The organism is Sporocytophaga myxococcoides (genome assembly GCF_000775915.1).
Classification (GTDB): domain Bacteria; phylum Bacteroidota; class Bacteroidia; order Cytophagales; family Cytophagaceae; genus Sporocytophaga; species Sporocytophaga myxococcoides_A.
Window position 1 is genome coordinate 550,341 of the sequence record NZ_BBLT01000002.1, and the last position, 22,509, is coordinate 572,849.

The 22,509-nt window shown below is 35.4% G+C and carries 21 protein-coding genes; 9 read left to right on the forward strand and 12 right to left on the reverse strand.

What is annotated here, in order from left to right; all coding sequences use genetic code 11:
* Nucleotides 1–39 precede the first annotated feature (39 nt).
* Nucleotides 40–1,923: a cytochrome-c peroxidase gene (locus MYP_RS06770; RefSeq protein WP_045460318.1), complete on the forward strand. Its 1,884-nt coding sequence runs from the start codon at nucleotides 40–42 to the stop codon at nucleotides 1,921–1,923.
* A gap of 151 nt (nucleotides 1,924–2,074) precedes the next feature.
* Here the strand turns inward: MYP_RS06770 and MYP_RS06775 are convergent, their stop codons facing one another.
* Both MYP_RS06775 and MYP_RS06780 read right to left on the reverse strand, forming a co-directional pair.
* A complete protein-coding gene (locus MYP_RS06775; protein ID WP_045460321.1) occupies nucleotides 2,075–2,587 on the reverse strand; it encodes a hypothetical protein in 513 nt (170 codons plus the stop codon).
* A gap of 12 nt (nucleotides 2,588–2,599) precedes the next feature.
* Nucleotides 2,600–3,607, reverse strand: a complete 1,008-nt coding sequence (locus MYP_RS06780; protein ID WP_045461155.1) for a glycosyltransferase family 9 protein — start codon at nucleotides 3,605–3,607, stop codon at nucleotides 2,600–2,602.
* Between the two features lie 250 nt (nucleotides 3,608–3,857).
* Between MYP_RS06780 and ku the strand changes: the two genes are divergently transcribed.
* The 5 genes from ku (at nucleotide 3,858) to MYP_RS06805 (ending at nucleotide 10,965) form a co-directional block, all read left to right on the forward strand.
* Entirely contained in the window at nucleotides 3,858–4,709 is an 852-nt protein-coding gene (gene ku, locus MYP_RS06785; protein WP_045460324.1) for a non-homologous end joining protein Ku, read from the forward strand.
* A 6-nt stretch (nucleotides 4,710–4,715) separates the two neighbouring features.
* A complete protein-coding gene (gene ligD, locus MYP_RS06790; protein WP_045460327.1) occupies nucleotides 4,716–7,394 on the forward strand; it encodes a DNA ligase D in 2,679 nt (892 codons plus the stop codon).
* Between the two features lie 26 nt (nucleotides 7,395–7,420).
* Nucleotides 7,421–8,026: a 2,3-bisphosphoglycerate-dependent phosphoglycerate mutase gene (locus MYP_RS06795; RefSeq protein WP_045460330.1), complete on the forward strand. Its 606-nt coding sequence runs from the start codon at nucleotides 7,421–7,423 to the stop codon at nucleotides 8,024–8,026.
* A 159-nt stretch (nucleotides 8,027–8,185) separates the two neighbouring features.
* Nucleotides 8,186–8,749 (forward strand): RNA polymerase sigma factor, encoded by a 564-nt coding sequence (locus MYP_RS06800; RefSeq protein WP_045460333.1) that lies wholly within the window; start codon nucleotides 8,186–8,188, stop codon nucleotides 8,747–8,749.
* Between the two features lie 2 nt (nucleotides 8,750–8,751).
* Nucleotides 8,752–10,965, forward strand: a complete 2,214-nt coding sequence (locus MYP_RS06805) for a signal peptidase II (protein WP_045460336.1) — start codon at nucleotides 8,752–8,754, stop codon at nucleotides 10,963–10,965.
* Between the two features lie 162 nt (nucleotides 10,966–11,127).
* Here the strand turns inward: MYP_RS06805 and MYP_RS06810 are convergent, their stop codons facing one another.
* From MYP_RS06810 to MYP_RS06855, 10 genes are all read right to left on the reverse strand, one after another.
* Nucleotides 11,128–11,871 carry a DUF6567 family protein gene (locus MYP_RS06810; protein WP_045460339.1) on the reverse strand — a complete coding sequence of 248 codons (744 nt, stop codon included), beginning with the start codon at nucleotides 11,869–11,871 and terminating at the stop codon, nucleotides 11,128–11,130.
* A 277-nt stretch (nucleotides 11,872–12,148) separates the two neighbouring features.
* A complete protein-coding gene (locus tag MYP_RS06815) occupies nucleotides 12,149–12,700 on the reverse strand; it encodes a prolyl hydroxylase family protein (RefSeq protein ID WP_045460342.1) in 552 nt (183 codons plus the stop codon).
* Between the two features lie 160 nt (nucleotides 12,701–12,860).
* Nucleotides 12,861–14,084, reverse strand: a complete 1,224-nt coding sequence (locus MYP_RS06820) for an RNA polymerase sigma factor (protein ID WP_045460345.1) — start codon at nucleotides 14,082–14,084, stop codon at nucleotides 12,861–12,863.
* 29 nt (nucleotides 14,085–14,113) lie between these two features.
* Complete coding sequence (locus MYP_RS06825; protein ID WP_045460349.1) at nucleotides 14,114–14,476, reverse strand: YciI family protein; 363 nt, start codon at nucleotides 14,474–14,476, stop codon at nucleotides 14,114–14,116.
* A gap of 165 nt (nucleotides 14,477–14,641) precedes the next feature.
* On the reverse strand, nucleotides 14,642–15,979 hold the full coding sequence (locus tag MYP_RS24810) for a sensor histidine kinase (RefSeq protein WP_052429999.1): 1,338 nt from the start codon (nucleotides 15,977–15,979) through the stop codon (nucleotides 14,642–14,644).
* 226 nt (nucleotides 15,980–16,205) lie between these two features.
* Nucleotides 16,206–16,568 (reverse strand): DUF4180 domain-containing protein, encoded by a 363-nt coding sequence (locus MYP_RS06835; protein ID WP_045460352.1) that lies wholly within the window; start codon nucleotides 16,566–16,568, stop codon nucleotides 16,206–16,208.
* A 98-nt stretch (nucleotides 16,569–16,666) separates the two neighbouring features.
* Complete coding sequence (locus MYP_RS06840; protein WP_045460355.1) at nucleotides 16,667–17,038, reverse strand: YdeI/OmpD-associated family protein; 372 nt, start codon at nucleotides 17,036–17,038, stop codon at nucleotides 16,667–16,669.
* A 3-nt stretch (nucleotides 17,039–17,041) separates the two neighbouring features.
* Nucleotides 17,042–17,464 carry a VOC family protein gene (locus MYP_RS06845; protein WP_045461161.1) on the reverse strand — a complete coding sequence of 141 codons (423 nt, stop codon included), beginning with the start codon at nucleotides 17,462–17,464 and terminating at the stop codon, nucleotides 17,042–17,044.
* Nucleotides 17,465–17,795: 331 nt separating this feature from the next.
* Nucleotides 17,796–18,161 carry a DUF1801 domain-containing protein gene (locus MYP_RS06850; protein WP_045460358.1) on the reverse strand — a complete coding sequence of 122 codons (366 nt, stop codon included), beginning with the start codon at nucleotides 18,159–18,161 and terminating at the stop codon, nucleotides 17,796–17,798.
* A gap of 231 nt (nucleotides 18,162–18,392) precedes the next feature.
* On the reverse strand, nucleotides 18,393–19,466 hold the full coding sequence (locus MYP_RS06855) for a sulfite exporter TauE/SafE family protein (protein WP_081990440.1): 1,074 nt from the start codon (nucleotides 19,464–19,466) through the stop codon (nucleotides 18,393–18,395).
* A 395-nt stretch (nucleotides 19,467–19,861) separates the two neighbouring features.
* On the opposite strand from MYP_RS06855, the gene MYP_RS06865 reads away from it, so the two are divergent.
* From MYP_RS06865 to MYP_RS06875, 3 genes are all read left to right on the forward strand, one after another.
* The gene (locus MYP_RS06865) at nucleotides 19,862–21,001 is read left to right on the forward strand and encodes a DEAD/DEAH box helicase (RefSeq protein ID WP_045460364.1); all 1,140 of its coding nucleotides are present in this window, start codon (nucleotides 19,862–19,864) and stop codon (nucleotides 20,999–21,001) included.
* A 62-nt stretch (nucleotides 21,002–21,063) separates the two neighbouring features.
* The gene (locus tag MYP_RS06870; protein ID WP_045460367.1) at nucleotides 21,064–21,900 is read left to right on the forward strand and encodes a CvfB family protein; all 837 of its coding nucleotides are present in this window, start codon (nucleotides 21,064–21,066) and stop codon (nucleotides 21,898–21,900) included.
* Nucleotides 21,901–21,998: 98 nt separating this feature from the next.
* A complete protein-coding gene (locus tag MYP_RS06875; RefSeq protein WP_156140373.1) occupies nucleotides 21,999–22,508 on the forward strand; it encodes a hypothetical protein in 510 nt (169 codons plus the stop codon).
* The last annotated feature ends 1 nt before the right edge of the window (nucleotide 22,509 follow it).

Below are 22,509 nucleotides of genomic sequence, written 5' to 3' on the forward strand. Positions count from 1 at the left end.
TAAAGGACAGTTCTTATTTCCATTTTATAATCAGTTGGTATGAGATCCTGGATATTTATTCTGTCAATAATAAGTTTTATAGCTTCCACAGGAGTATGCTTATATAAAAGCCCCCCAGATAAAGCATCAAAGCTATTCAGACCCTATATGCTTGAGGAGATGTCAAAATGCAAAGAGCATCTTTACCTTATTTTAAATGAAAAATCTTTTAGCCAAAGCAGATTAAAAAAGCATTATATAAATGCAAGAAAGCATTATAAGCATATTGAGTTCATAGTTGAATATATTTCTCCTAAAGAAGCTAAGTATTACGTAAACGGGCCCTTGGTTCCAAAGTTTGATCCCGATATGGGTAGCAATGTCTTTTATCCGAATGGATTTCAGAAGATTGAAGAGATTATCTATGAGGGAGAAGTTAACCAATTACAGTTGCTTAAAAAAATAACAAGTGATTTAATTGATCAGTTAAATTTACTGAATGACTATTATTCAAATATAGCAATTAATGATGGCCAGCTGCTTGAAATGATGCAGTTACAACTCTTCAGAATAGCCACAATGAGTTTCAATGGCTACGATGCAACCATTTCCCTTGATGGTATTAAAGAATCTGAGTGGAGCCTGGAAGGGGTGAATAAGACATTTAATTTTTTTGACATATATGCAGAAAGCGAGCCTTCGGTGATGCTTTTATTTCATAGAAATGTTGCTTTGTTTAAATCAGCACGTAAGCAATTGAGCGCTCATACGGATTTTAATTCATTTGACAGACTGGGCTTTATTGTAAAATATATAAATCCTCTTAACGAAAGTCTTGTTAAATTTCATAACGCTGCTCATCTGCCCTGGTCAGCAAGAAAACAGGCTTTGAATCTAAATAAAAACTCCCTTTTCAGCAGAGAAAATTTTAATCTGCAATATTTCTCTATTTATTATGATGATACTTTGTACAATGCAAAGCAGGCTGCGTTAGGAAAATTATTATTTTTTGATCCGAGGCTTTCAGGCGGTAATAACATGTCTTGTGCTACTTGTCACAATCCTGAAAAGGGGTTTACAGATGGAAGAATTACAACAGTAACTGCAGGGTTGATTAATGATAATGTCAGGAATACTCCATCTCTGTTGGATGTGGCTTTTCAGAAAGCATTCTTTTATGATGGCAGGGCTTATCAGCTGGAACAGCAGATCTTTGATGTTGTTCATAATGAAAATGAGATGCATAGCACTTTGGATGAAGCAGCAAGCAAGCTGAATAGGAGTTTGGAATACAGAATGCTTTTTGACAATGCATTTGAAGATAAGTCTGGGATTACTGTTTATAAAATTCAAAAGGCTATTTCAGAATACGAAAAAACTCTGGTGACTTTCAATAGCCCATTTGATAAATATATTCAGGGAGATCTTACCAGTCTTAGTAAAGAAGCTATTGATGGGTATAATTTATTTGCAGGAAAAGCGCTTTGTGGAAGTTGTCATTTTTTTCCAGTATTCAATGGTGCAGTACCTCCATTTTACAATGATTCAGAATTTGAAGTGTTGGGTGTGCCAGCTTCTCCGGGATCCAAAGAAATTGATACAGACAAGGGACGATTTAATGTTATCGGTATAAAAGAATTTATGTATGCATTTAAAACACCGACAGTACGAAACAGCGCATTAACTGCTCCATATATGCATAATGGAATTTACAATACATTGGAGGAAGTGGTAGACTTCTATCACAAGGGCGGAGGTGCAGGAATGGGAATTGCAATCGAGAATCAAACATTGCCTTTTAACTCTCTTGATCTTAGTACATATGAGAAGAAAGCTATTGTTTCTTTTTTACAAGCTTTGACAGATACGGTGGGTGTGATTTCAAGGCCGGAGAGATTGCCAGAGATAAAGGAGGTTATAATTAAAATGGATGATTCTTATTAAATAGATTGAAGTTTTTAGAAATCTTCTCAGTATAACTCTTTGTCTTCTCTGTGAAATAATTACAAAGAAATGCAGAGGTCATATTTAGTATCTTTAGTTTGAGGGGATTTAGCTATGACAAAAGTAGAGTTAACCTTTCTGAGTATCTTCATCATTTCGACTTTTTACTTTCCTCTTGGAACCGATATCTTGGTCCAATACAAACTCGATGAACTTTAGTGATAAAGTGTCTATAATTTTTTTTATCGCGGTATATCTTCCTGATCTCACCCTTTTCATTAGGACCTTTTTGTTTAGTCGACCATGAAGTGATTTCTCTCAAGTTGGATTTATAATATACTTTTGCTTTTCTGGAATCAATCATGTTAAAAATTTCATTTCTAAATGATATATATATACTATCCTGTTCGTTACTATCATTTATAAATTGAAGACTCATTTTATCCATTTGAATTTCGTCAGTCTTCGTAATAGAATGTCTACGAGAAATTTCTCTTTTTATTTGTGCTACTTTGTAGGCTGGATAACTGTTACCAATGGCATTATAAAAAGAAGCAGTATCAACTTTTATAAAAACTTTTTCAGATTCAAAAACCAAAGTATATCCGAAGTTTTTAAAAAACGGAATAAAAGTTAGCAAAAAAATTAATGTTATAGTTTTCATTACTTTCAACTTTTAACTTTCAACTTCTGAAAGCACTTTCACAAGCTGTTCCACCCTGATATCTTTCGCGCATTTGAAATGTCCTTGAGGACATGCCTTATATCCATGAAGGTTACAAGGACGGCATTGCAGTTCGGCTTCCATCTGAACTACTCTTGAAAAATCACTTAGTGGTCCGAAACCAAAAGACGGCACAGTAGAGCAGAATATCGCACACACATTTGCATTTACGCTGCTTGCAAGGTGAAGAGGGCCTGAATCATTTACATAATTAAGCACAGCGTCCTTCATCAGTGCACATGACTGAAGCAGAGAAAGTTTTCCTGCAAGGCTTTCAACCTTTTTATTTTCAGTTTTGTTTATGATAGAATTACAAAGGGTTGAATCACCTGGACCCCCGAGTAAATATATTTTGTATTTAGAGGTTATCCTGTTGATAAGCTCCACCCACTGATCTTCCGGAAATTGTTTGGTAAACCAGACAGATGCCGGGGCCATGCATATATAGGAATTACCTTTAAGTGGTTGTACCTTTTGCTCGTCTTCTTTGCTGTAATAAAGTCTTGGTTTTTCAGGCTTGCTATCTGTTATGTCTTCAATAAGGCTCAGATTACGGCTTACCTCGTGAGTGTTGTCGCCGATTTGATGTATTACTTTTTTGTTATAGCAAAACGCAAAAGGATTTTTATCAAAACCTATTTTATACTTTGCTCCTGATAAAAAACTTATAATACCTGAAGAACCGAAGCGATGAAGATTGATAAGGAGATCATATTTATTGGAGCGAATCTTTGAAATGATTTTAGACAGGTTTCTGATCTTATCTTTTTTCTCAAATACCAATACTTCGTTCAGGATAGGATTGTTATTCAGAAGACTTTCATTGCCTTTTTTTACAAGGAAATCAATTTGGGCATTGGGGTAATGTCTGCGCAGTTTTTCTGCAAGAGGGGTTGCCAGAATTACATCGCCCAGAAAGGCTGTTTGAATAATCAGTATTTTTTTAAAATCTTTTTTCACACACTTCAATATTAGGCAAAAATACTGTTTTCTTAAACCCAAATTAAGCATTAACCATTGAAAAAATCCTGTTAATCGTTATAATCAATAGCTTAATTTACCCCAGATTGGGATTGTTACTATCTACCACTTTTTAAATGCTTAATCCCGATTAGGTTTTGTTTAGCCTGACTATTAACGAAGAACCTTCCTTTTTCAACAAAATATTTTCATGTTTAGTTAATTTCTTAAGGGAAATGGAGGAAGAAAAATGAGATCAATGTGGTCAGGTGCAATCAGTTTTGGTTTGGTGAACATACCAATTAAACTGTACAGTGCCTCAGGGGAGAGCAGTCTGGATCTGGATATGCTGGCAAAAAAGAATCTGGCCCCTATACGATATGCAAAAATTAATACCATTACTGGTGAAGAAGTTGATTTTAAAGAGATTGTAAAGGGGTACGAAATCGATAAGGGCAAATATGTGGTGCTGGAAGATAAAGATTTTGAACAGGCTAATGCCCGCAAAACAAAAGCAATAGAGATAAAGGAATTTGTAAGTGAAGAGGAGATAGATCCGCTTTATTACGAAAAACCATATTTTCTTGAGCCTGATAAATTTGCGGAGAAACCGTATGCCTTGCTTAGGGAGGCTCTTAGAGAGTCAAAGAAAGTAGGTATAGGAAGTTTCGTTCTTCGAAACAGAGAACATATCTGTGCTTTGAAAGCTGTAGGAGATGTGATTATCCTGAATCAACTGCGGTATTATGCAGACCTGAGAGACTATAGAGAATTGAAGCTTCCTCCGGCTGATATAATTGGTAAAGGAGAAAAATCAATGGCGCTTAAGCTTATAGACCAGTTGACAGAGAAGTTCCAGCCTGAGCAGTTTAAGGATACCTATATCGATGAATTGAAAAATATAATTGAGGCTAAAGCTAAAGGGTTAAAAATAGAGGTAACAGAAAAAGCACCTGAACCTACGCAGGTAAGAGACCTGATGGAAACATTAAAAGCCAGCTTGTCTGCTTCAAAAGAAAGAGTTCCTGAAAACAGAGAGCCTGAAAAGAAAAAGGTTGCAGAAAAGAAACCTGCAGCAAAGAGAAAAGCTAAAAAGGAGTAAGGAACTATGGGACTTCAGGAATACAGAAAGAAAAGAGCATTTGATGAAACACCAGAACCACAAGGCGAAGAAAAGGAGGGGGAAGGAAGACTAAGTTTTGTTGTTCAGAAACATGATGCCTCTCATCTACATTATGATTTCAGACTTGAGATAGATGGTGTGTTAAAGAGTTGGGCTGTTCCAAAGGGGCCATCATTGAATAACAAAGATAAACGGCTTGCTATGATGGTAGAAGACCATCCTATTGAATACGGAAGTTTTGAAGGCATTATTCCAAAAGGAAATTATGGGGGAGGTACGGTAATGCTTTGGGATCGGGGTGTATTTTATGCTCCAAATATCGATCCTGAGAACAGACAGGAAAATGAAAAAGCTCTGAGAGCTGGGCTTCATGCAGGAAACCTGAAGTTTATTCTTCATGGAGAAAAACTCAATGGAGAGTTTGCTCTCGTAAAGACGTACAGGCCTGGAGGAAAAGGGAATGAATGGCTGCTCATCAAAAAGAATGATGGATATGCAACTGAGGATGATGTGAAAGAGCAGGATAGGTCTGTACTTTCGGGTAGATCGATGGAGGAAATTGCCAGGCAGTCTGAAAAGGAAGGAGATGTATGGATTTCCGGTTCTAAAGAAGTTCCTTTTGATTTGAGTGATGCAGTTGAAAAGCCCATGCCCCATCAGATTCAGCCCATGATGGCAACACTACTGGAGGAGCCTTTTAATAATAAAAATTGGATCTTTGAAATTAAGTGGGACGGTTATCGTGCAGTAGCAGAAATCAATCATACGGATGTTCAGTTGTATTCCAGAAATAACAATTCCTTCAACCAGCTGTTTAAACCTGTTCTTGTTGAGCTTAAAAAGCTGGGGTTGCAGGCAGTTTTTGATGGAGAGATCGTAGTCCTCAACGATCGTAATATAGCTGACTTTGGATTAATTCAGAATTACAAAAGAACAGGAGAAGGAAATCTTGTTTATTATGTCTTTGATCTTCTTTACCTCAATGGATATGATCTGACTTCTTTGCCATTATTGAAAAGGAAAGAGTTATTGAAACAGGTTTTGCCTCACAATAATATTATCAGATATAATGATCACATAAAAGAAGCTGGTATTCCATTCTTTGAGAAGGCCGTACAGCAAGGAGTTGAAGGTATTATTGGGAAGAAATCAGATAGTGTTTATATACTGAATAAAAGAAGCCGGGACTGGGTTAAAATTAAAACAACTCAAAGGCAGGAAGCTGTTATTGCCGGGTTTACAGAACCAAGAGGATCACGCAAACACCTTGGTTCATTGATTCTTGGTGCATATGAAAACGGCCACTTTGTTTATATCGGGCATTCAGGAGGAGGCTTTGATGATGCTGCCCTCAATGATATTTATGACAGATTAGTCCACCTGGAAAATAAAAAGGCTCCTTTCAAAAGCGTTCCGAAGCTTCCTGGTATTATTCACTGGGTAAAACCTGAAATCGTATGTGAGATAAAATTCCAGGAATGGACATCAGAAGGATTAATGAGAATTCCAATCTTCATGGGACTTAGAGAAGATAAATCTCCTGAAGAAGTGGTGAAAGAGATTAAAGCTGATAAGAGGGAGGCTGAAGTAATCATTAATGCCCCTAAAGAAAAACCATCCAAAGGGCAGCGTGAAGCAGTTCCCCGGAAAAAAGCACTGGAAGGAAAAATAAAGAAGAAGTCGAAAGTTGTTACAGCACTTCCGGATGAATCATATGAAAGCGTTATCAGTGAAGAGACTCTGGATAAAAAGAAGCAGGATGCTTTGGTGGAAGTAGAAGGAAAGTCATTAAAATTTACAAATCTTAAAAAGGTCTTTTGGTCTGAAGAGGGCTATGTGAAACAAGATCTGATAGAGTATTACGATCACATAGCCCCCATTATACTACCTTATCTGAAAGACAGACCGGAAAGTCTGAGGAGGAATCCCAATGGTTATGATAAACCAAGTTTTTTTCAGAAAGATATGCCTGATTCCATTCCTAAATGGGTAGAAACCGTGAAAATATACTCAGATTCAAATGAGAAGGAACTGAACTATATGTTATGTCAGGACAAAGCGACTTTACTTTATATGGCCAATCTGGGGTGTATTGAAATAAACACCTGGAGCAGCAGGATACAGTCTCCGGAGTACCCTGATTATACTGTGATAGATCTAGATCCTGTAGGGGTCTCATTCGACATTGTGGTGGAGGTGGCGCAGGCAGTGAAGCATGTACTGGATAGAGGAAAGATAGCAGGCTTTTGTAAAACATCCGGTTCAAAAGGAATTCACATTTATATTCCATTAGGTGCTCAGTATACCTATGATCAGGGCAAGGACTTTGCATTTCTCATTGCTATGCTTACTAATAATCTGGTGCCTCAGCTTACAAGCCTTGAACGTATGCCTAAGAACAGGCAGAATAAAGTCTATCTGGATTTCCTTCAAAACAGAATGGGACAAACCCTTGCAGCACCTTATTGCCTGAGGCCTAAGCCTGGAGCTACTGTTAGTACACCACTCGAGTGGAGTGAGGTTAAAAAAGGTTTAGATCCAGTGGAGTTTAATATTAAAACGATATTTCAAAGGATTAAAGAAAAAGGAGATATATTTAAGGAGATGTTAACTCATGGCAATGATATGGATAAAAGTCTGACTTACCTCAGACAGAACGGTTAATAATTCTTATTTCAACTTAATTCTAAATGGCGCAATTGATTATCGTTCGACACGGGCAATCTGTCTGGAATCTTGAAAACAGGTTTACAGGAATGACAGATGTAGACCTGACACCGCTGGGAAGAGAAGAGGCAAAACAGGCAGGTATATTGTTAAAGCCTTATAACTTTGAAATAGCTTTTACTTCTGTACTAAGAAGGGCTATAGAAACTTTAAATATCATTCTGAGGGAATGTGATAAAATAAGAATACCGGTATTCGGTTCACCTGCATTGAATGAGCGACATTATGGGGACTTGCAGGGGTTGAATAAAAAGCAGACAGAGCTAAAATACGGAGAGCAACAGTTTCTGTTATGGAGAAGGAGTTATGACGTTGCACCTCCTCATGGAGAAAGTCTGAAGGATACCAGAAATCGAGTGGTTCCTTACTATCAGAAAGAAATTGAATCGAAGCTAAAAGCAGGTAAAAATATTCTTATCTCTGCACATGGAAATAGCCTCCGAGCATTAATGATGTATATGGAAAATATTAGTCCTGAAGAGATTCCGAATATTACGTTAGCCACAGGAGTGCCAAGAGTGTATGAGTTTGATCAGGATATGAAGGTTTTAAAAGTTTTTAATTTGTAGAGACGCTATGCATGGCGTCTCAAAATGTTCAATTTCAGTAAGAATAAACCTACATTAATTCATGATTTTTAGTAATTTTTTTGAATTCCGAAAAAAAAATAAAAATTCTGGGTGACCTTTGCAATTCGGACCCATTAAGCCAGAAAATTAAGACATTTTATGAATGATTCAAAAATCTTAGAATTATTACGGCTGGGCAAGCATTCTCCCGCATTTGATATACTGTATAATGCATATCCTCCTATCTGCAAGTTTATAAAGAACCATGGAGGTTCTGATGATGATGCCCGGGATATATTTCAGGAGGCATTAATAATTTTTTGCCGAAGAGCTGAACAACCTAACTTTCAGTTGACTTCAAAGATAAGTACATACCTTTTCAGTGTGTGTAAATTTTTATGGAAAGACAAACTTCAAAAGGAAAATCGCTATATCCATTCCTACGATTTTGATCAGGCTGCAGACGAATCGGATTTAACAGAAGAGTATCAACAAGAACAGAAATACCGGTTTCTTGACAATGTATTATATGCAATAAGCGCCAAATGCAAAGAAATTCTGGAAGCTTACTATTTTCATAAATGGAGCATGCTACTAATTGCGGATAGACTGGGCTATGGTTCGGAAGCATCTGTCAAAAACCAGAAATACAAATGCCTGGAGAAAGCAAGGAAGATAGCCAAACAGGAACAATTATCATTTAATCAAACGGAGGAGGCCTGATCATGGAAAAGTTTACAGTAGAAATGATTGAGCTTTATCTTGAAGATAAACTGGATTCTGGAGAAAGAATAAAAATGGACGAAGCCATGGCTATAAATCCGGAGCTTAAAGAAGAATTGATGCTTCAGAAAGTTTTGGTTCAGAAACTTAAAGATCAGGCATTAAGGTCATTGATACATGATGCCCATTTACGTCATCTAAATTCAGGGAACTCAGGCTTCTTATCAGGAGGTAAATGGATCTTTGGAATTATATTCTCAGTAATTGTAGTAGCTGGTTTAATACTTTATTTATTCACAAAGAATGAGAACAAGGACTTGAATAATAAAGAGGTAGTGGGGATCAGTAACAAAGAGAATATAATCTCTTCTATTAGTCAAGGAACACTGGAAACAGCAAATGAAAACTTTCCTGAGTTGCCATTTATGGTCTATAGGTTTTTCGCAGAGAAAGGTGCAATAATAAAAGATCGCAGATCTGGAGCTGTTATCAAAGTGCCTGCTAATATCTTAACCCGTAAAGATGGTACAATTGTAAGAGGCGAAGTCATGTTGAAATATCGTGAGTTCAGAACCTGGGCCGATTTTGCTTTGTCAGGAATTCCCATGACATATAAAGAACAGAATTTTGATTCTGAGGGGATGTTTGAAATATATGCTTTACAAAATGGAGATACATTAGGTATTATGAATAATGCTGAAATATCTATGGAATATGTAATGACTAAAGATGGAGAAGGAATTGGATTTTATAAGCTAAGTGAAGAAAGCAAAGAATGGGAGTTCATACATCCGATAGAAAGTAAAATAAGGGATGAAGCTGATACCGTTATGTCTCTAATGACGGAATCTATAAATCGATCTTATAAAGGTCCCTTCATACGGTCATTAATTTATCAAAAAACAGCTATAGGGGGGAATGCTTTGCCTGCAGAGCCGAGAAAGGATTTTAATACTCAGTTTGCTGATAAAAATTACAAACAAATAGCTGGTGTTGATACAAATACTTCGAATCGTATAGTGGTCGAAGAAATTAACAAGCAGCTGAAGAAAAAAGAATCAAAACTCGTTTCCTTCCTCAAAAGAATTTTTCTTTCCGGTGGAGCTATTACAATTCCTATTAACACGAACGAAGCCCCAAAGGTGGATACAAGTCTGAGTATTGTGGTTAAAGATAAAAGGTATACTATTTACGAAAATGGCAGGAATGTAGTAATGGGAGAACTGGCATCTTTAAAGGGAACGCAGTTTGTTTATGATGGTGATGATGTTTTTGATCGACTTACTAATCTAACTTTTTACGATGTACGTCTTACAAGAGATACAACTGTCTTGAATAGATTTTATCTTGAACTAAAGACAGATGGAAAAATCTTAATGTATCAATTGAGATTGAGCAAGCCTGACTTTACATCTTTTGAAGAATATGAGAAGCAGCAAAAACTACGTATACTCACTTACGATAAAAGAATAACCCTTAAAGAAAAAGAATACCAGGAGTTAATTAAATTAAGTAATGAAAGATCAAGGGTGCTTGATAGCCTAAGTTTTTATGGAAATGAAAGTATATTCCGAATGGCGCGTCTCATTATGACTGAAGATGAACTGAATATGTCACAGAGAGAATGGTTTGCTTCACTGGATACAAACAGAGCATTACGGAAAAGAATAGATTCGCATCTGGATTCCATTAAAGCATATGGAGATAATGCGGATCAATATATAAATAAGCTTGCAAGAGAGCGTAAGTTAGACCTTTTTAGATCTGGTTTAAATCGGGTAATTAATCAAGGTATAAATGAACTGGTCATTCCTGGTCAATATATTGATCCTCTCGTGCGCAATTTAAAGATAAAAGGCTTTGGGGTATATAATTGTGATCAGGTATACCGAATAAAAAGACCGATCTTAATTAAAGGAAAGTATGTAACAGAAGACAAAGTTGAAATAAGCAATTTCAAAGGACTTTCTCTTATTGATCCGAATATAAATGCTGCGTTTAGTTTTGATCCGAAGATATTTCAATGCAGTTCGACAGGAGATAATATGTTATTACTTTTTACAAGGAATAATAAAATCTATTTCTTTGATAGAAGCAAATGGAAAACTAAACAAGTTAAAAGAGGAGGAGTGTATACTTTTGAGATGACAGACATCACTGATAGAGTACGAACCTCCGAAGATTTACAAAGAATATTAGAAGGTAATTTATTGTAGAGACGCCATGCTGGCGTCTCTCCTGTCAAAAACAGTATCTCTTTCTACTTGTATAATTTTTCAATTGAATAAAAGTGTTTTTTGATTGTCGATAGATTGGGTTGAAATTTATTTAATATCTGCTATTGAAAAAGGAGACGCCAGCAGGGCGTCTCTACGCTTTTATTGTCTTATTAAACTCTTATCAACGCTTAAAATTCTTTCTTGCCCGTCTTCCTTATTATAAGAAATCAAAAGCTTGTTTTCATTTAAGCCTATAATAGTACAAGGCTTAACAGTCTTGGTATTTGTTTTAAGGTTTAGAACTTCTACAGAAGCCTTTTCCCCTATGTCATAGCCAAAGTAGTTTTTGTTGGAAGTATGTTCTGTTATTTTAAATATAACATTTTGACTCACATTTTGCTTTTTGAGACGACCATTGTTGTATTGGAAAGTAATGGCACATCTTTCTTTACTCAGATGTTTTGATACCAATCCTTTATGGAAGCCATTGTACTCATATATAATGCTGTCTCCTGGTAATAGCCCTCCAATCATAGATTGATTGTCAGAGTCAGCATTAGGAGAAGAATCTTCTGTACCACTACAGTCAAAAAGGTCTGCAGACACTGTTGCAATGGTTGAAGAATAAAAAAGAATGTAAGTAGTCTTAAAATCAACTGAAAAATTGGTAAGCTTTAAATTCTTTTTGACACTAATTTTTCTGTAAAGGTCTTGCTTGGCATCCACAATCAAAGCATTTTTACTTAATCCTCCCAATCCTAAAAATTTAGAGGTAGATGCCTGACCTGTTATGATGGTCTTCATAGGGCAATCAACTATGGATCCCGAAGACACATTTCCTGAGTGAAAGGCGCATGAGGATAAAAATGCTATAAATGAAATAGCCAGATAAAAATTTTTCATAATTTTTTAAAATTCTTTAATGGTAACTTTCAATTAATTTAACTGTTTGTGAACGTGTAATTTCGGCAAATATTTTTTGGGATAAAAAGTTGTCTATAGTAAAAATATTAAGCACATCGCATTGGTTTGATAGATTATAGATATATGTATTGAATATCAATAGATAAAGGGTGTTTGTTCTTTTTGGAAAAAATTAAAATTGTAAAAAAACTTCCTGACCTGCATTACGATGAATGACAAATCAAGAAGTTTTATAAATGATTAAGTTGATGACGCTTTATGAAGCCATCAATTTATACATCACATCTGATCTTAGCGCATATTTTACACCTTTCTTCACAGGGCAGCCTTCATGCTTCAATTCATGAATAAAGCACAATGCCATACCTGTTCTTGGGAAAATTGTCACCTCATCAAATGCTGTTTCTCCTCCTTCATATTCCTCATTTAAATAGATCATAAATGTGATACGGCTTTCTTCTGTTTCGTTTCTTCTGAATCTACCATCGATATGTCTTTTAAATCTCTGATCCAGTTCATACTTATAAAATCTGAATTGTTCATTTAACCCTAAAGGAAAAGAGTTGTCAAGATCTTTAGGACAAAAGTCTTCGAGCCTGGTCCAAAGCATAGAGGCGAGGCCAATATCTGAATGGAGTACTCTTTCATTGTTTCTTAAACTCTTGATCATCTTTGCGCCGGAAGGAAGGCTAACTTCAGCTTCTTTAAATCCGATATTTTCACTCAGTGTTATCAGGTCATTACACTCTGACCTGGAAAGGAAGTTTTCAATAGACCAGATTTGATCGGTGTGAAAAATTGCATTCATAATTTTACTAGATTAGGTGTTAGTATTATAAGACTGCTTAATATCCAAATTAGAAGTTTAATGGATAACTAAAAGTGAATTGAATAGAATTTTCAGCAGATAAGAAAATCTGGTGGAAGGTTAATATTTTAACTTGAAAATTCCTGTATGCTCTGTTTTTTTATCTAAGACTATCCATAAGTTTTGTTATGGAGAATTTATCTGATTTGGTTTTCGAAAGCTCTAAAGCCTTTACTAAATAAGACTTTGCTTTCCCTTTATTTTCTTTTTTATAAAGTTCAGCAAGAAGGATAAAGTAAAAGTGGCTATCTGTTAGTTGTAGCTTTTCAGCTTCTTCAATCGCTTCTGCATTACTTTTTACTTTAGAAAGTGCATATGCTCTGTTAAGTGCAACAATAGGAGAGTAGGTTATTTCCAATAATCTATTATAAAGTTGTAATATATTTTCCCATTTTTCAATCGTATCATTCTTTTGAGTATGCCAATATGCAATAGCAGCTTCCAGATGATATTGTGAGACATAATCTCCTTGAGATGCTTTGTTGAGATAGTATGCACCCATAGATATTAACTCATAATTCCATAAGGATTCATTCTGTTCATGATATAGAATCATTTCTCCTGAGTTATTTATCCTTGCTGGAAATCTTGAGGCATGCAAACACATAAGAGCATAAAGAGCATTTACTGGTGGAATGTCAGTTTGTTCATTTTTAATCAGTAGCATCGTAAGTCTCATGGCTTCCATACAAAGATCTTCACGGATCAGGTTATCATTGCTTTCTGAATAATATCCTTCATTGAATAATAGATATAATGTTGTGAGGACGGCATCGAGTCTTGTATTAATTTCAGATTCTGAGGGAAATTCAATTTTTATTTTTTCTGTTTTTAATTTTTCTTTCGCTCTGTATAGCCTTTTATTGATGGTTTCTTTGTTGGTTAAAAATGCTGAGGCTAATTCTTCAATACCAAATCCGCAAAGAATGCGTAATGCCAGTGCAACCTGGGCTTCATTTGGAATAGCTGGATGGCAGATTGAAAACAACATTTGCAATTGACTATCAGTAATGTTTTTTTCTGAGAGATCTAATTCAAATGTAGTTACCAAATTGCCTGACAGTTGTGGAATAATTTTATCAGTAAAAAGCTGAGTTCTGTTGAAATGATTTCTGGCTTTGTTTTTCGCAACTGTATAAAGCCAGGCAACAGGATTTTCCGGAATTCCTTTGTAAGTCCATGTTTCCAGGGCAGATAAGAAAGTTTCGCTTACTATGTCCTCAGCAGTATCACAATGTTCAATACCCAGCAGTCTGGTGAGAACGGAGCATATTTTGCTAAACTCCGTTCTGAATAGATGTGGTATCAGTTCATTCTGTTTCATTCGTGGAATGTAAATAAGGTAATCATTGCTTAATGTGTTCCATCATCTTTAGCAATTTTTCGAACCTCAATGCTATTTCCTTCTCCCTGCAATACAGGGCTCCCTTTTGCAAATTCCACTGCTTCTTCAACCGAAGCAGCTTTGATTACAATAATGCCTCCGATAGTTTCTTTGATATCACCGAATGGACCATTAGTAACGATTTTTCCTTTATCGCTTGCTTTTATCACGCGGGCATTATCAAATGGAAGGCCAGTCCCGCTTACAAATTTGTTCTTAGCGGATATGCTGCCAATCCAGTCCATTGTTTGTTGCATCCATATTTGAATTTGTTCCGGAGAAGCAACTTTTTTGCCGTCCTCATGTCTCATAATCAGTGCGTATTGTTCCATGATTAATTTTTTTTAATGAAATTGAATTTTGATTTCAATCTTATAACAATTGACATTTCCTGTATTGGACAAGATTGATAAAAATATTTTAAAATCCTTTTACTTCTTAAATAATGAAATTATTTAGGATTAAAAGATAAAAATCGAATGGTATAATTGGTTGTATTAATTCCTGTTGCTAAAAACTATTTTAAAGGATGTGCCTCTTCCTTCTTCGCTTTCAACCGAAATTGTTCCTCCGTTCTTTTCGACAAAATCTTTTGAGATTTTGAGTCCCATCCCTGACCCTTTTTCATTTGCTGTCCCTGCTTTCGAATAGGTGATATCCTTTTTAAATAATTTGTTTTTTACTTCAGGTGGCATTCCAACTCCATTGTCAGAGACGTAAATCTCGATGTTCCCATTTTGATATTTGGAAGTTACCTTAACATAGCCGTTTAAATCGGTAAATTTTATTCCGTTTGAAATTAAGTTACGGATAACAGTGCTTAACATTTCATAATCTGCCCAAACGATAGTAGAGAGCTCTGTTTCATTTAGAAGTTTAATGTTTTTATTATTTGCCATATCGCTTAAAACATTAATGTTCTCTTCAACTAATTCATTCAGCCTAATACTTTTTGGTGATATTTTGATCGAATTCATTTGAATGCTTGCCCAGTTCAGTAAATCGCTTAGTAGTACATGTACCTTCCTGCTTGACAATTCGATCATTTCATTAATTTTCCTTAATTCTTCCTGGTCTTTGGTTTCTACTGCAAGTTCTGACAGTTTTAAAATGTTGCTCACAGGTCCTTTGAGGTCGTGACTGATTATGGAGAAAAATTTATTCTTGTTTTCGTTTATTTCGATTAAGTTGTCTTTTATTTTTTTCTCATTTGCAATATCTTTTATAATGAATATAAATAAATAAAAGCCAACAATGCAGCTAGCAATAAAACTGAATAAAACTCCATAAATAGTTTTCTTGATATCCTCATTGGAGGCATTTTGTTTATGATCCAAAATTGTAGATTCTTCCGCCTCCATCACCTGTTTGATTTTTTTTATTTTTTCAAGATAAGTTCTCCCTAGGTTAAATCTTAACATTGTCTGTTCGATTGTTAAAGCTTCAGTTTTGATAAAACGTATAGCTTCATTCTGGAGAATTAGTTTTTTCCTTACCAGTTTTTTGATCTCTTTAAAATTATCGATTTGGACGGGATTAACTGATAGCGATTTTTCAATGTTTTCAATGTCTTTGTTTACTGATTCTACCGTTTCGTTATATCTTTTTAAGAAGGTATCGTCTTTGGTCATTATAAACCCAAATAAAAGGGATTCAGATTCGGAAATATTCAGAGTCATTGATTCTAGTCTGATAATTAAATTGCTGGTGTGTTTTACCCATTTTAAAGTACCTTGTAATTTCTGAACCTGAACCAATGCAAATAAAATAGAAGATAGTAGGGCAAGAACAGGTATTAAAAAAAATATTAGTCGTTTAGAGATTACCAATTTCATATCATAAAAATTATTTCATAAAAGTATTTAAAAGATTGTTATGGTTATTAATGAAATAAAATGTTAAAAAGATTCAAGGTAATCTGAGTTATATCATAATTCCCGTTTTCGTTTATTTATGATTTTTCTTATCAATATACTCAAAAACTCATTCTTGTAAAGAATGTTTCTTGTAGTAAAAAGTTGATTTTTAGGTGTTTTTTTCTTGTGGTGAAATCGTCGAGGATTATATCCCCGATAGTTTTTTCTGTGCTTCCTTAAGGGAAGAGACAAAATTGACATGCCCTAGTTTATTACTTTCAAACATGAAATCCTTTAGACTTTTACTTGGATATGCTGAAAAATCTCCGATAATAGCCAGCTTTATTCTGTAGTTTGAAAATTTCTGCAATATTTCTCCTGCGAGGCCTGAACTGAGATCAAAAAAAGTAGGAGCAAAATTTTTCTCATAAATCATAATACCATCGAAACCTTGATAATAAAGATCAGCAAGCAAGTCCAGGGCATCCTGAAGATTTGTGATAAGAATTGAATCTGATATAACCTCTGCCAAAGGAATATTATTTAAAGTCTGTGCCTCGATCTTCATATTTATGTCTGTTTTCTATGTTTGACAGAACTATCAGTTTTGTATAAGGCCAATTTAATGAATATTCCTTTAATCATACTTAAAATACTTTCTATGTTCTATTGCTCCCATTGACCAGATTCTTTTGCTATGTCAATCATCAGTTGTCCATATTGAGTCATCCTGCCTTCTTTAATCATTCTTTCTGCCCTTTCAATATTGGGTTTACTCCATTTGCTCCTTTTGGGATTGCGAGGTGTAAATGTGAGGTAATAACTTTCTTCATCTCTTTTTTTGGCCAGACTGTCGATCCAGCCAAAGCAAAGCGCTTCCTCTGTTGCTTCAATAATATTCACAGAAGGGAATTTGCTTTTTTTATGATAAAGAATAAGCCAGACAGATTTTTCTGTCTGACTGTTCTGCTTTAGCCAGCTTCGCCAGTCCTCCCTTGTTTTAGCATAAATAGCAGGTTTTCCATCTTTAAATTCCATAGTCTATCTGTTTGTTTTTTCAAGGATCTCCAGATAATGTTTGTTAGTCATAATGCCAAGAATGTTTCCGAAGGGATCAGTAACAGAGGCTGTAACAAACCTTCCAGCACCCTGACTATGGTCAGTAATTGGTTGATAAAGGGTTGCTCCAAGGTTGATGAGCCTATCAAGGGTCTCCTGCAGATGATCAACATGCCAGTAGGCAATGGCTCCAGCTGGTTTTTCTGACGCTCCGGAAGGAGCATATTTACTGTCAATGATACCCAATTCGTGCTGATAGTCTCCGAGACGAAACTCTGCATATCCAGGAACATTGAAATATGGTTCTACTCCTAAGAAAACGCTATACCATTTCTTTGCAGCTTCATGGTCTTCAGCGTAAAAGCTTATGGTTGCTAACCCTCTCAGTACATGTTTGTTTTTCATTTTATTCTTGATTTTAATTGATGATGAATCAAAATTAATGGTCAGGAGTGACAGCAGTATGTCAGTAGCTGGAAGTCTTTTTTTAAAAATACCGGAAGGAGGGGGGTAGAGAAACCATGTATGGCGTCTCAAATGTTCAATAATATTCAAACATTTCGCATAGCAGTTATTAAATTATATCAATTTGTCCGTTTGTTCATATGAAGTTCTGGAATTCAATAGAAATTATTACAACAAGTTTCGTTCTCATTTTGTCAGGATTAATGATATTATTCTTGCAAAAGTATAGCTCCCTAGAGGTAAGATGAAAAAGCAAGAATAAATTTTTACCTTAAATCTTTATTATCCCATCTCTATACAAATCCAGAGCTTGTTTCAGAATAAGATGAATCTTTTTTATAGGTAAATTTCTATTCGGATTAACTCTAAAGATCTTCATCCTTGCTCTGTTGCCCACTTCTAATTCTGGGAAATCAAGGTGTTTTCCTTCAACCATCAGAATATAGGGTTCATTCGTTTTTTTATCTGTCCATAGATAACAGAATGCCTTTTTTTTATAGATGAAGCAAGGCATTCCATACTTTTGAGTTTCTGCAACGTCTTTATCTTGTTCGAGGATAATACTTCTCAAAGCAAGCAAACAACTTTTATTAGGTTCTTCCTTGGTCAAATAGTAGTTGTCAATATCTCGTAGCATGGAAAAAAAGGTTATTGGTAGTAGAGTTTAGCAGGCAAAATACATTGATATTAAAATCTGATTTTAATCTCTCTATCTGTTCCATCTTTTAGTTAAAAATTTTAAAGATAAAGATAATCGTTCTTTAAATTGTCAGTAGTAATAGTTAAACAAAAAGAGTCTGCCTCAATATAAAGCAGACTCTTTCTGTTCTCCCCTTTTAAAAGACAAATAGAAGGAGATGAGTTTCTTTTAAAACAATCCCAGGATATTATCCCAAAGCTTTGCATAGTTAGTGTTGAAAAAAGTCCTTAAACTTAGCACTATAATTAACAAGGAAACTGTAATCATAATTGGCTTACGTTTAACTCTCGAAACTAAGAATGCTGCAAAAGGAGAAGCAATGATACCGCCTATTACAAGTCCTATGATCGTTTGCCATCCTGATATTCCGGTAAAGATCAGGAATGTACCGGCACCAGCAAGAGCAATGAAGAATTCGGCAAGGTTTACAGATCCGATTGTATAGTTTGCTGTTCTTCCTCTGCTTAAAAGAGTAGAAGTAACTATAGGACCCCAGCCACCGCCACCAACGGCATCCATAAATCCTCCGAATCCGGCAAGCCATCCAAGGTTTTTAGTTTTCTTTTTAACCTGGGTTTTACGGAATGCTTTTCTGAGTATAATAACTCCGAGTATTAAAAGATAAACAGAAATGAATGGTTTTATAATATCGCCATTAATGATATCAGACAGGAGGTAAGCTCCCAGAATAGCTCCAAGCATTCCTGGTATCAGAAGGTATTTAAATAATTTTTTATTGACGTTACCGAATTTAAGGTGCGAAATTCCTGAGGCTCCTGTTGTAAAAATTTCAGCAACATGTACACTTGCACTGGCTACTGAAGGAGGAACTCCTAAAGTTAAAAGAAATGAACTACAGGTTGCTCCATATGCCATACCTAATGCCCCGTCAACCATTTGAGCTGCTAAACCTACAAGTATGAAATCGATAAGATGTACGTTAAAGACGCTCTCTAGAAATAGTGCGATTGGTTGAACCAAATCCGGCTGAGAAGCTATAATGTTATAAGAAATCAGGAATGCTGCAACTACAAATGCAATGGTACCACCAACAATCCAGCGCATTTTAGGACTCTTAGCATTAAATTCATTAATCTTGTCAATGAGCTGTTCGTTTACCTCAAGATTAGCTCCGGCATTCTCTAGCTGTTCTATTTCTGTTTCAATTTTATTCAGCTCTTGATCTTGTGCTTTCTCTTTATCAGTACCTTCCGCAGGTAAGAATGTCGAATTTGGCTCCATGGGCATATTGTTTTTGGGTGGTTCTTGTTTGTAATTCTGAAAATCCTATCGAGGTTGTTTCATCATACAAATATACAAAAGTTTTGATGCAATACTCATACTCTATAGAATTAATATAGAATTAAATTAAAAATGGAGCAATTTGTTTTCTTTTTTTCACAATATTCAAGACTAAACTCTTCTGGATTGCCTTTTAAAATGTTGAATGGTAGTGTTTTTGTTAAATTTCTATCTTCTAATATTTTAGTAGTTTTTATCAAAATTGGTTTGATGTTTAATCTTCTTGTTAGTGGAAAAAGATCCTCTTTTTTCCCAAGTGCCCCCTCTCATCCAAAAATTGTCTCTGAAAAGGCAGTCCAAATAGTCGTATATTTAAATGTCGAAATTTATATATAATGTCTTTCAACTCTCTCGGTTTGTCTCTGCCTTTGATAAAAGGCATTGAAAAACAGTATCAAACAGCTTACCCGATTCAGCAACAAGCTATCCCTGTAATTCTCAGTGGAAAGGATGTTTTAGGAATAGCACAGACAGGCTCAGGCAAAACTGCAAGTTTTGTATTGCCGGTTTTAGACCTTTTACAAAATAAAATTCCTTCAAGAAACAGGTATGTTAAAGTCCTGGCACTGGTGCCAACGAGAGAACTCGCTGTGCAGGTCTCAGAAGTTTTTCAGCAATTCAGTTCAGGTCTTCCTGAGAAATTAAAGACCCTTGCTGTTTATGGCGGAGTCTCCATCAATCCTCAGATGATGGCTATGAGCGGAACGGATATTCTGGTTGCAACGCCTGGTCGTTTGCTTGAACTCATTGATAATAATGCAGTATTTCTATCAGATGTCAGAATATTGATTCTTGATGAGGCAGATAAAATGCTGAATCTGGGTTTTGAAGAAGAAATGAATAGAGTATTTAAACTTCTACCAAAGCAGCGCCAGACAATACTTTTCTCAGCAACCCTTGGAGAAGCTGTTAATTCTATCAAAGAAAATTTCCTTAAAGATCCTGTTACCATAGAGATTAAAAAAGATGAACAATCAGTTGAGCTGATAAAACAATTGGCCTACCACGTTCATCCGGACAAGAAAGGAGTGTTATTAAGATATCTTATCAAAAGCCGTGATATGCAACAGGTATTGGTATTTGTTTCTTCCAAAAAGCGGGCTGATAATGTCGTCGTTAAGCTAAATAAAAATGGGATTGAGGCAGCAGCTATTCATGGAGATAAGAGCCAGGGAGCACGTATGGATGCATTGAAGAAGTTTAAGACAGGAAAACTAAGAGTGCTCGTAGCTACAGATATTGCTGCCAGGGGTATTGATATTCAGTTTCTTCCTTTTGTTATCAATTATGAACTGCCGAGATCGCCGATAGACTATGTTCATAGAATAGGGAGGACGGGAAGAGCAGAATCTCCGGGTGAAGCCATTACTTTATTATATGAAGAAGATCATCATCATTTTGGCATCATTCAAAAGAAGATGAAAAAGCAGGTTCCTATAATTGATACCAATGAACTGGACCTTAAAGGTTATTGATATGATATTAAAGGCGTTAAGACATCATGAATTTATTGAGAAATTAGAAATACCTTTGCTGAATGTTTGAGATAGGAAAATTTAACAAATTAAGAGCTTTAAGGCTGACACCTCCAGGAATGTTTTTGGGTAAAGACGGTGAAGAAGAGGTTGTATTATTACCTCACAGGTACATTCCGTCTACCCTTGTTGTGGATGATGAAATAGAGGTATTTATATATCTGGATTCTGAAGACAGAGTTATTGCCACTACCCAGATTCCTAAAGTGCAATTGAATCAGTTTGCATGCCTGGAGGTAAAAGATGTAAACAGCGTAGGTGCCTTTCTGGATTGGGGGCTGGAAAAAGATCTGATGGTTCCTTTCAGCGAACAGAAAAAGAATATGAAAAGAGGCGAAAGCTACCTTGTCTATTTATTTCTTGATAAAGAGAGTAACAGACTTGTCGCAACCAGTAAGATTGAGCCTTTCCTTGAAAAAGAAATCATAGAGCTTAATGAAGAAGATGAAGTAGACCTGCTCATCGGGGAATCTTCTGAAGTTGGTGTAAATGTGATTATTAACAATCGATATAAAGGATTGATATATCATAATGAAATATTTAAAAACATATACCCCGGAGATAAAACAAAAGGCTATATCAAAACAATCAGAGAAGATAATAAAATTGATGTAAGCCTTCAGCAACAAGGAGTTAAGAATATAGATCCAACTGCTGAATTCATTCTGCAAAAACTTAAAGCCAATGATGGATATCTTGACCTTAATGATGACAGTGATGCCGGTGAAATAATGGTCAGATTGCAGATGAGCAAGAAGTCTTTTAAAAAAGCTGTAGGACTTTTATATAAGAAAAGGCTTATTGTACTGGAACAAGATGGAATTAGACTGGCTAAATAAGTAGTAAAGTATAAGGTTTTCACTTACAATCAGATGCTTGTTTTCCCTTAGTGTTAATGTTATATTTGTAGGGAAAAACCCTTAATTAACTTTACTATATGAAAAATCCGTTACTATTAATAGTTTCAATGTTAGTCATCTGTGTTGCACATGCACAGACAAAGGACTATCTCCAAGGCCATGGAAAAGAAGTTCAGGCTGTTATAAAAAGTGAAAAAGGAGTCATAAGAGGATATGATTTTGGAGTTCCTGCTGAAACGGTGAAAAAAACAGAAGATGCTCAGTTCATTGCAGATGGTAAGAACTTTATGATCTTCAAGAAAGAAATAGATAAGAAAGAATATGCTGAAATCATTTATTATCTTGATGATCAGCAAAAAGTAAATGGCTTTGGTATAGCATTCATCGAAAATATTAATCTATCATTTGAAGAGTCTCTTATCGATGATTTTCAAAAATATTTTAATGAACGTTATGGTAAATTCATTACCAATGACAAAAACGATGAGGTATGGACTTCTAAAGAAGGCGGATATTACGTGGAAATGGGGGACTCTAGTGAAGGTGGTGATTTGATGGAGATTGAAATAGAAATTTATAAGAAATAAG

Bases quoted from the DNA above. Each gene is read 5' to 3' on its own strand.
- MYP_RS06770 (WP_045460318.1), top strand. From the start codon at position 40: ATGAGATCCTGGATATTTATTCTGTCAATAATAAGTTTTATAGCTTCC.
- MYP_RS06775 (WP_045460321.1), bottom strand. From the start codon at position 2,587: ATGAAAACTATAACATTAATTTTTTTGCTAACTTTTATTCCGTTTTTT.
- ku (WP_045460324.1), top strand. From the start codon at position 3,858: ATGAGATCAATGTGGTCAGGTGCAATCAGTTTTGGTTTGGTGAACATA.
- ligD (WP_045460327.1), top strand. From the start codon at position 4,716: ATGGGACTTCAGGAATACAGAAAGAAAAGAGCATTTGATGAAACACCA.
- MYP_RS06795 (WP_045460330.1), top strand. From the start codon at position 7,421: ATGGCGCAATTGATTATCGTTCGACACGGGCAATCTGTCTGGAATCTT.
- MYP_RS06800 (WP_045460333.1), top strand. From the start codon at position 8,186: ATGAATGATTCAAAAATCTTAGAATTATTACGGCTGGGCAAGCATTCT.
- MYP_RS06805 (WP_045460336.1), top strand. From the start codon at position 8,752: ATGGAAAAGTTTACAGTAGAAATGATTGAGCTTTATCTTGAAGATAAA.
- MYP_RS06810 (WP_045460339.1), bottom strand. From the start codon at position 11,871: ATGAAAAATTTTTATCTGGCTATTTCATTTATAGCATTTTTATCCTCA.
- MYP_RS06815 (WP_045460342.1), bottom strand. From the start codon at position 12,700: ATGAATGCAATTTTTCACACCGATCAAATCTGGTCTATTGAAAACTTC.
- MYP_RS06820 (WP_045460345.1), bottom strand. From the start codon at position 14,084: ATGAAACAGAATGAACTGATACCACATCTATTCAGAACGGAGTTTAGC.
- MYP_RS06825 (WP_045460349.1), bottom strand. From the start codon at position 14,476: ATGGAACAATACGCACTGATTATGAGACATGAGGACGGCAAAAAAGTT.
- MYP_RS24810 (WP_052429999.1), bottom strand. From the start codon at position 15,979: ATGAAATTGGTAATCTCTAAACGACTAATATTTTTTTTAATACCTGTT.
- MYP_RS06835 (WP_045460352.1), bottom strand. From the start codon at position 16,568: ATGAAGATCGAGGCACAGACTTTAAATAATATTCCTTTGGCAGAGGTT.
- MYP_RS06840 (WP_045460355.1), bottom strand. From the start codon at position 17,038: ATGGAATTTAAAGATGGAAAACCTGCTATTTATGCTAAAACAAGGGAG.
- MYP_RS06845 (WP_045461161.1), bottom strand. From the start codon at position 17,464: ATGAAAAACAAACATGTACTGAGAGGGTTAGCAACCATAAGCTTTTAC.
- MYP_RS06850 (WP_045460358.1), bottom strand. From the start codon at position 18,161: ATGCTACGAGATATTGACAACTACTATTTGACCAAGGAAGAACCTAAT.
- MYP_RS06855 (WP_081990440.1), bottom strand. From the start codon at position 19,466: ATGGAGCCAAATTCGACATTCTTACCTGCGGAAGGTACTGATAAAGAG.
- MYP_RS06865 (WP_045460364.1), top strand. From the start codon at position 19,862: ATGTCTTTCAACTCTCTCGGTTTGTCTCTGCCTTTGATAAAAGGCATT.
- MYP_RS06870 (WP_045460367.1), top strand. From the start codon at position 21,064: ATGTTTGAGATAGGAAAATTTAACAAATTAAGAGCTTTAAGGCTGACA.
- MYP_RS06875 (WP_156140373.1), top strand. From the start codon at position 21,999: ATGAAAAATCCGTTACTATTAATAGTTTCAATGTTAGTCATCTGTGTT.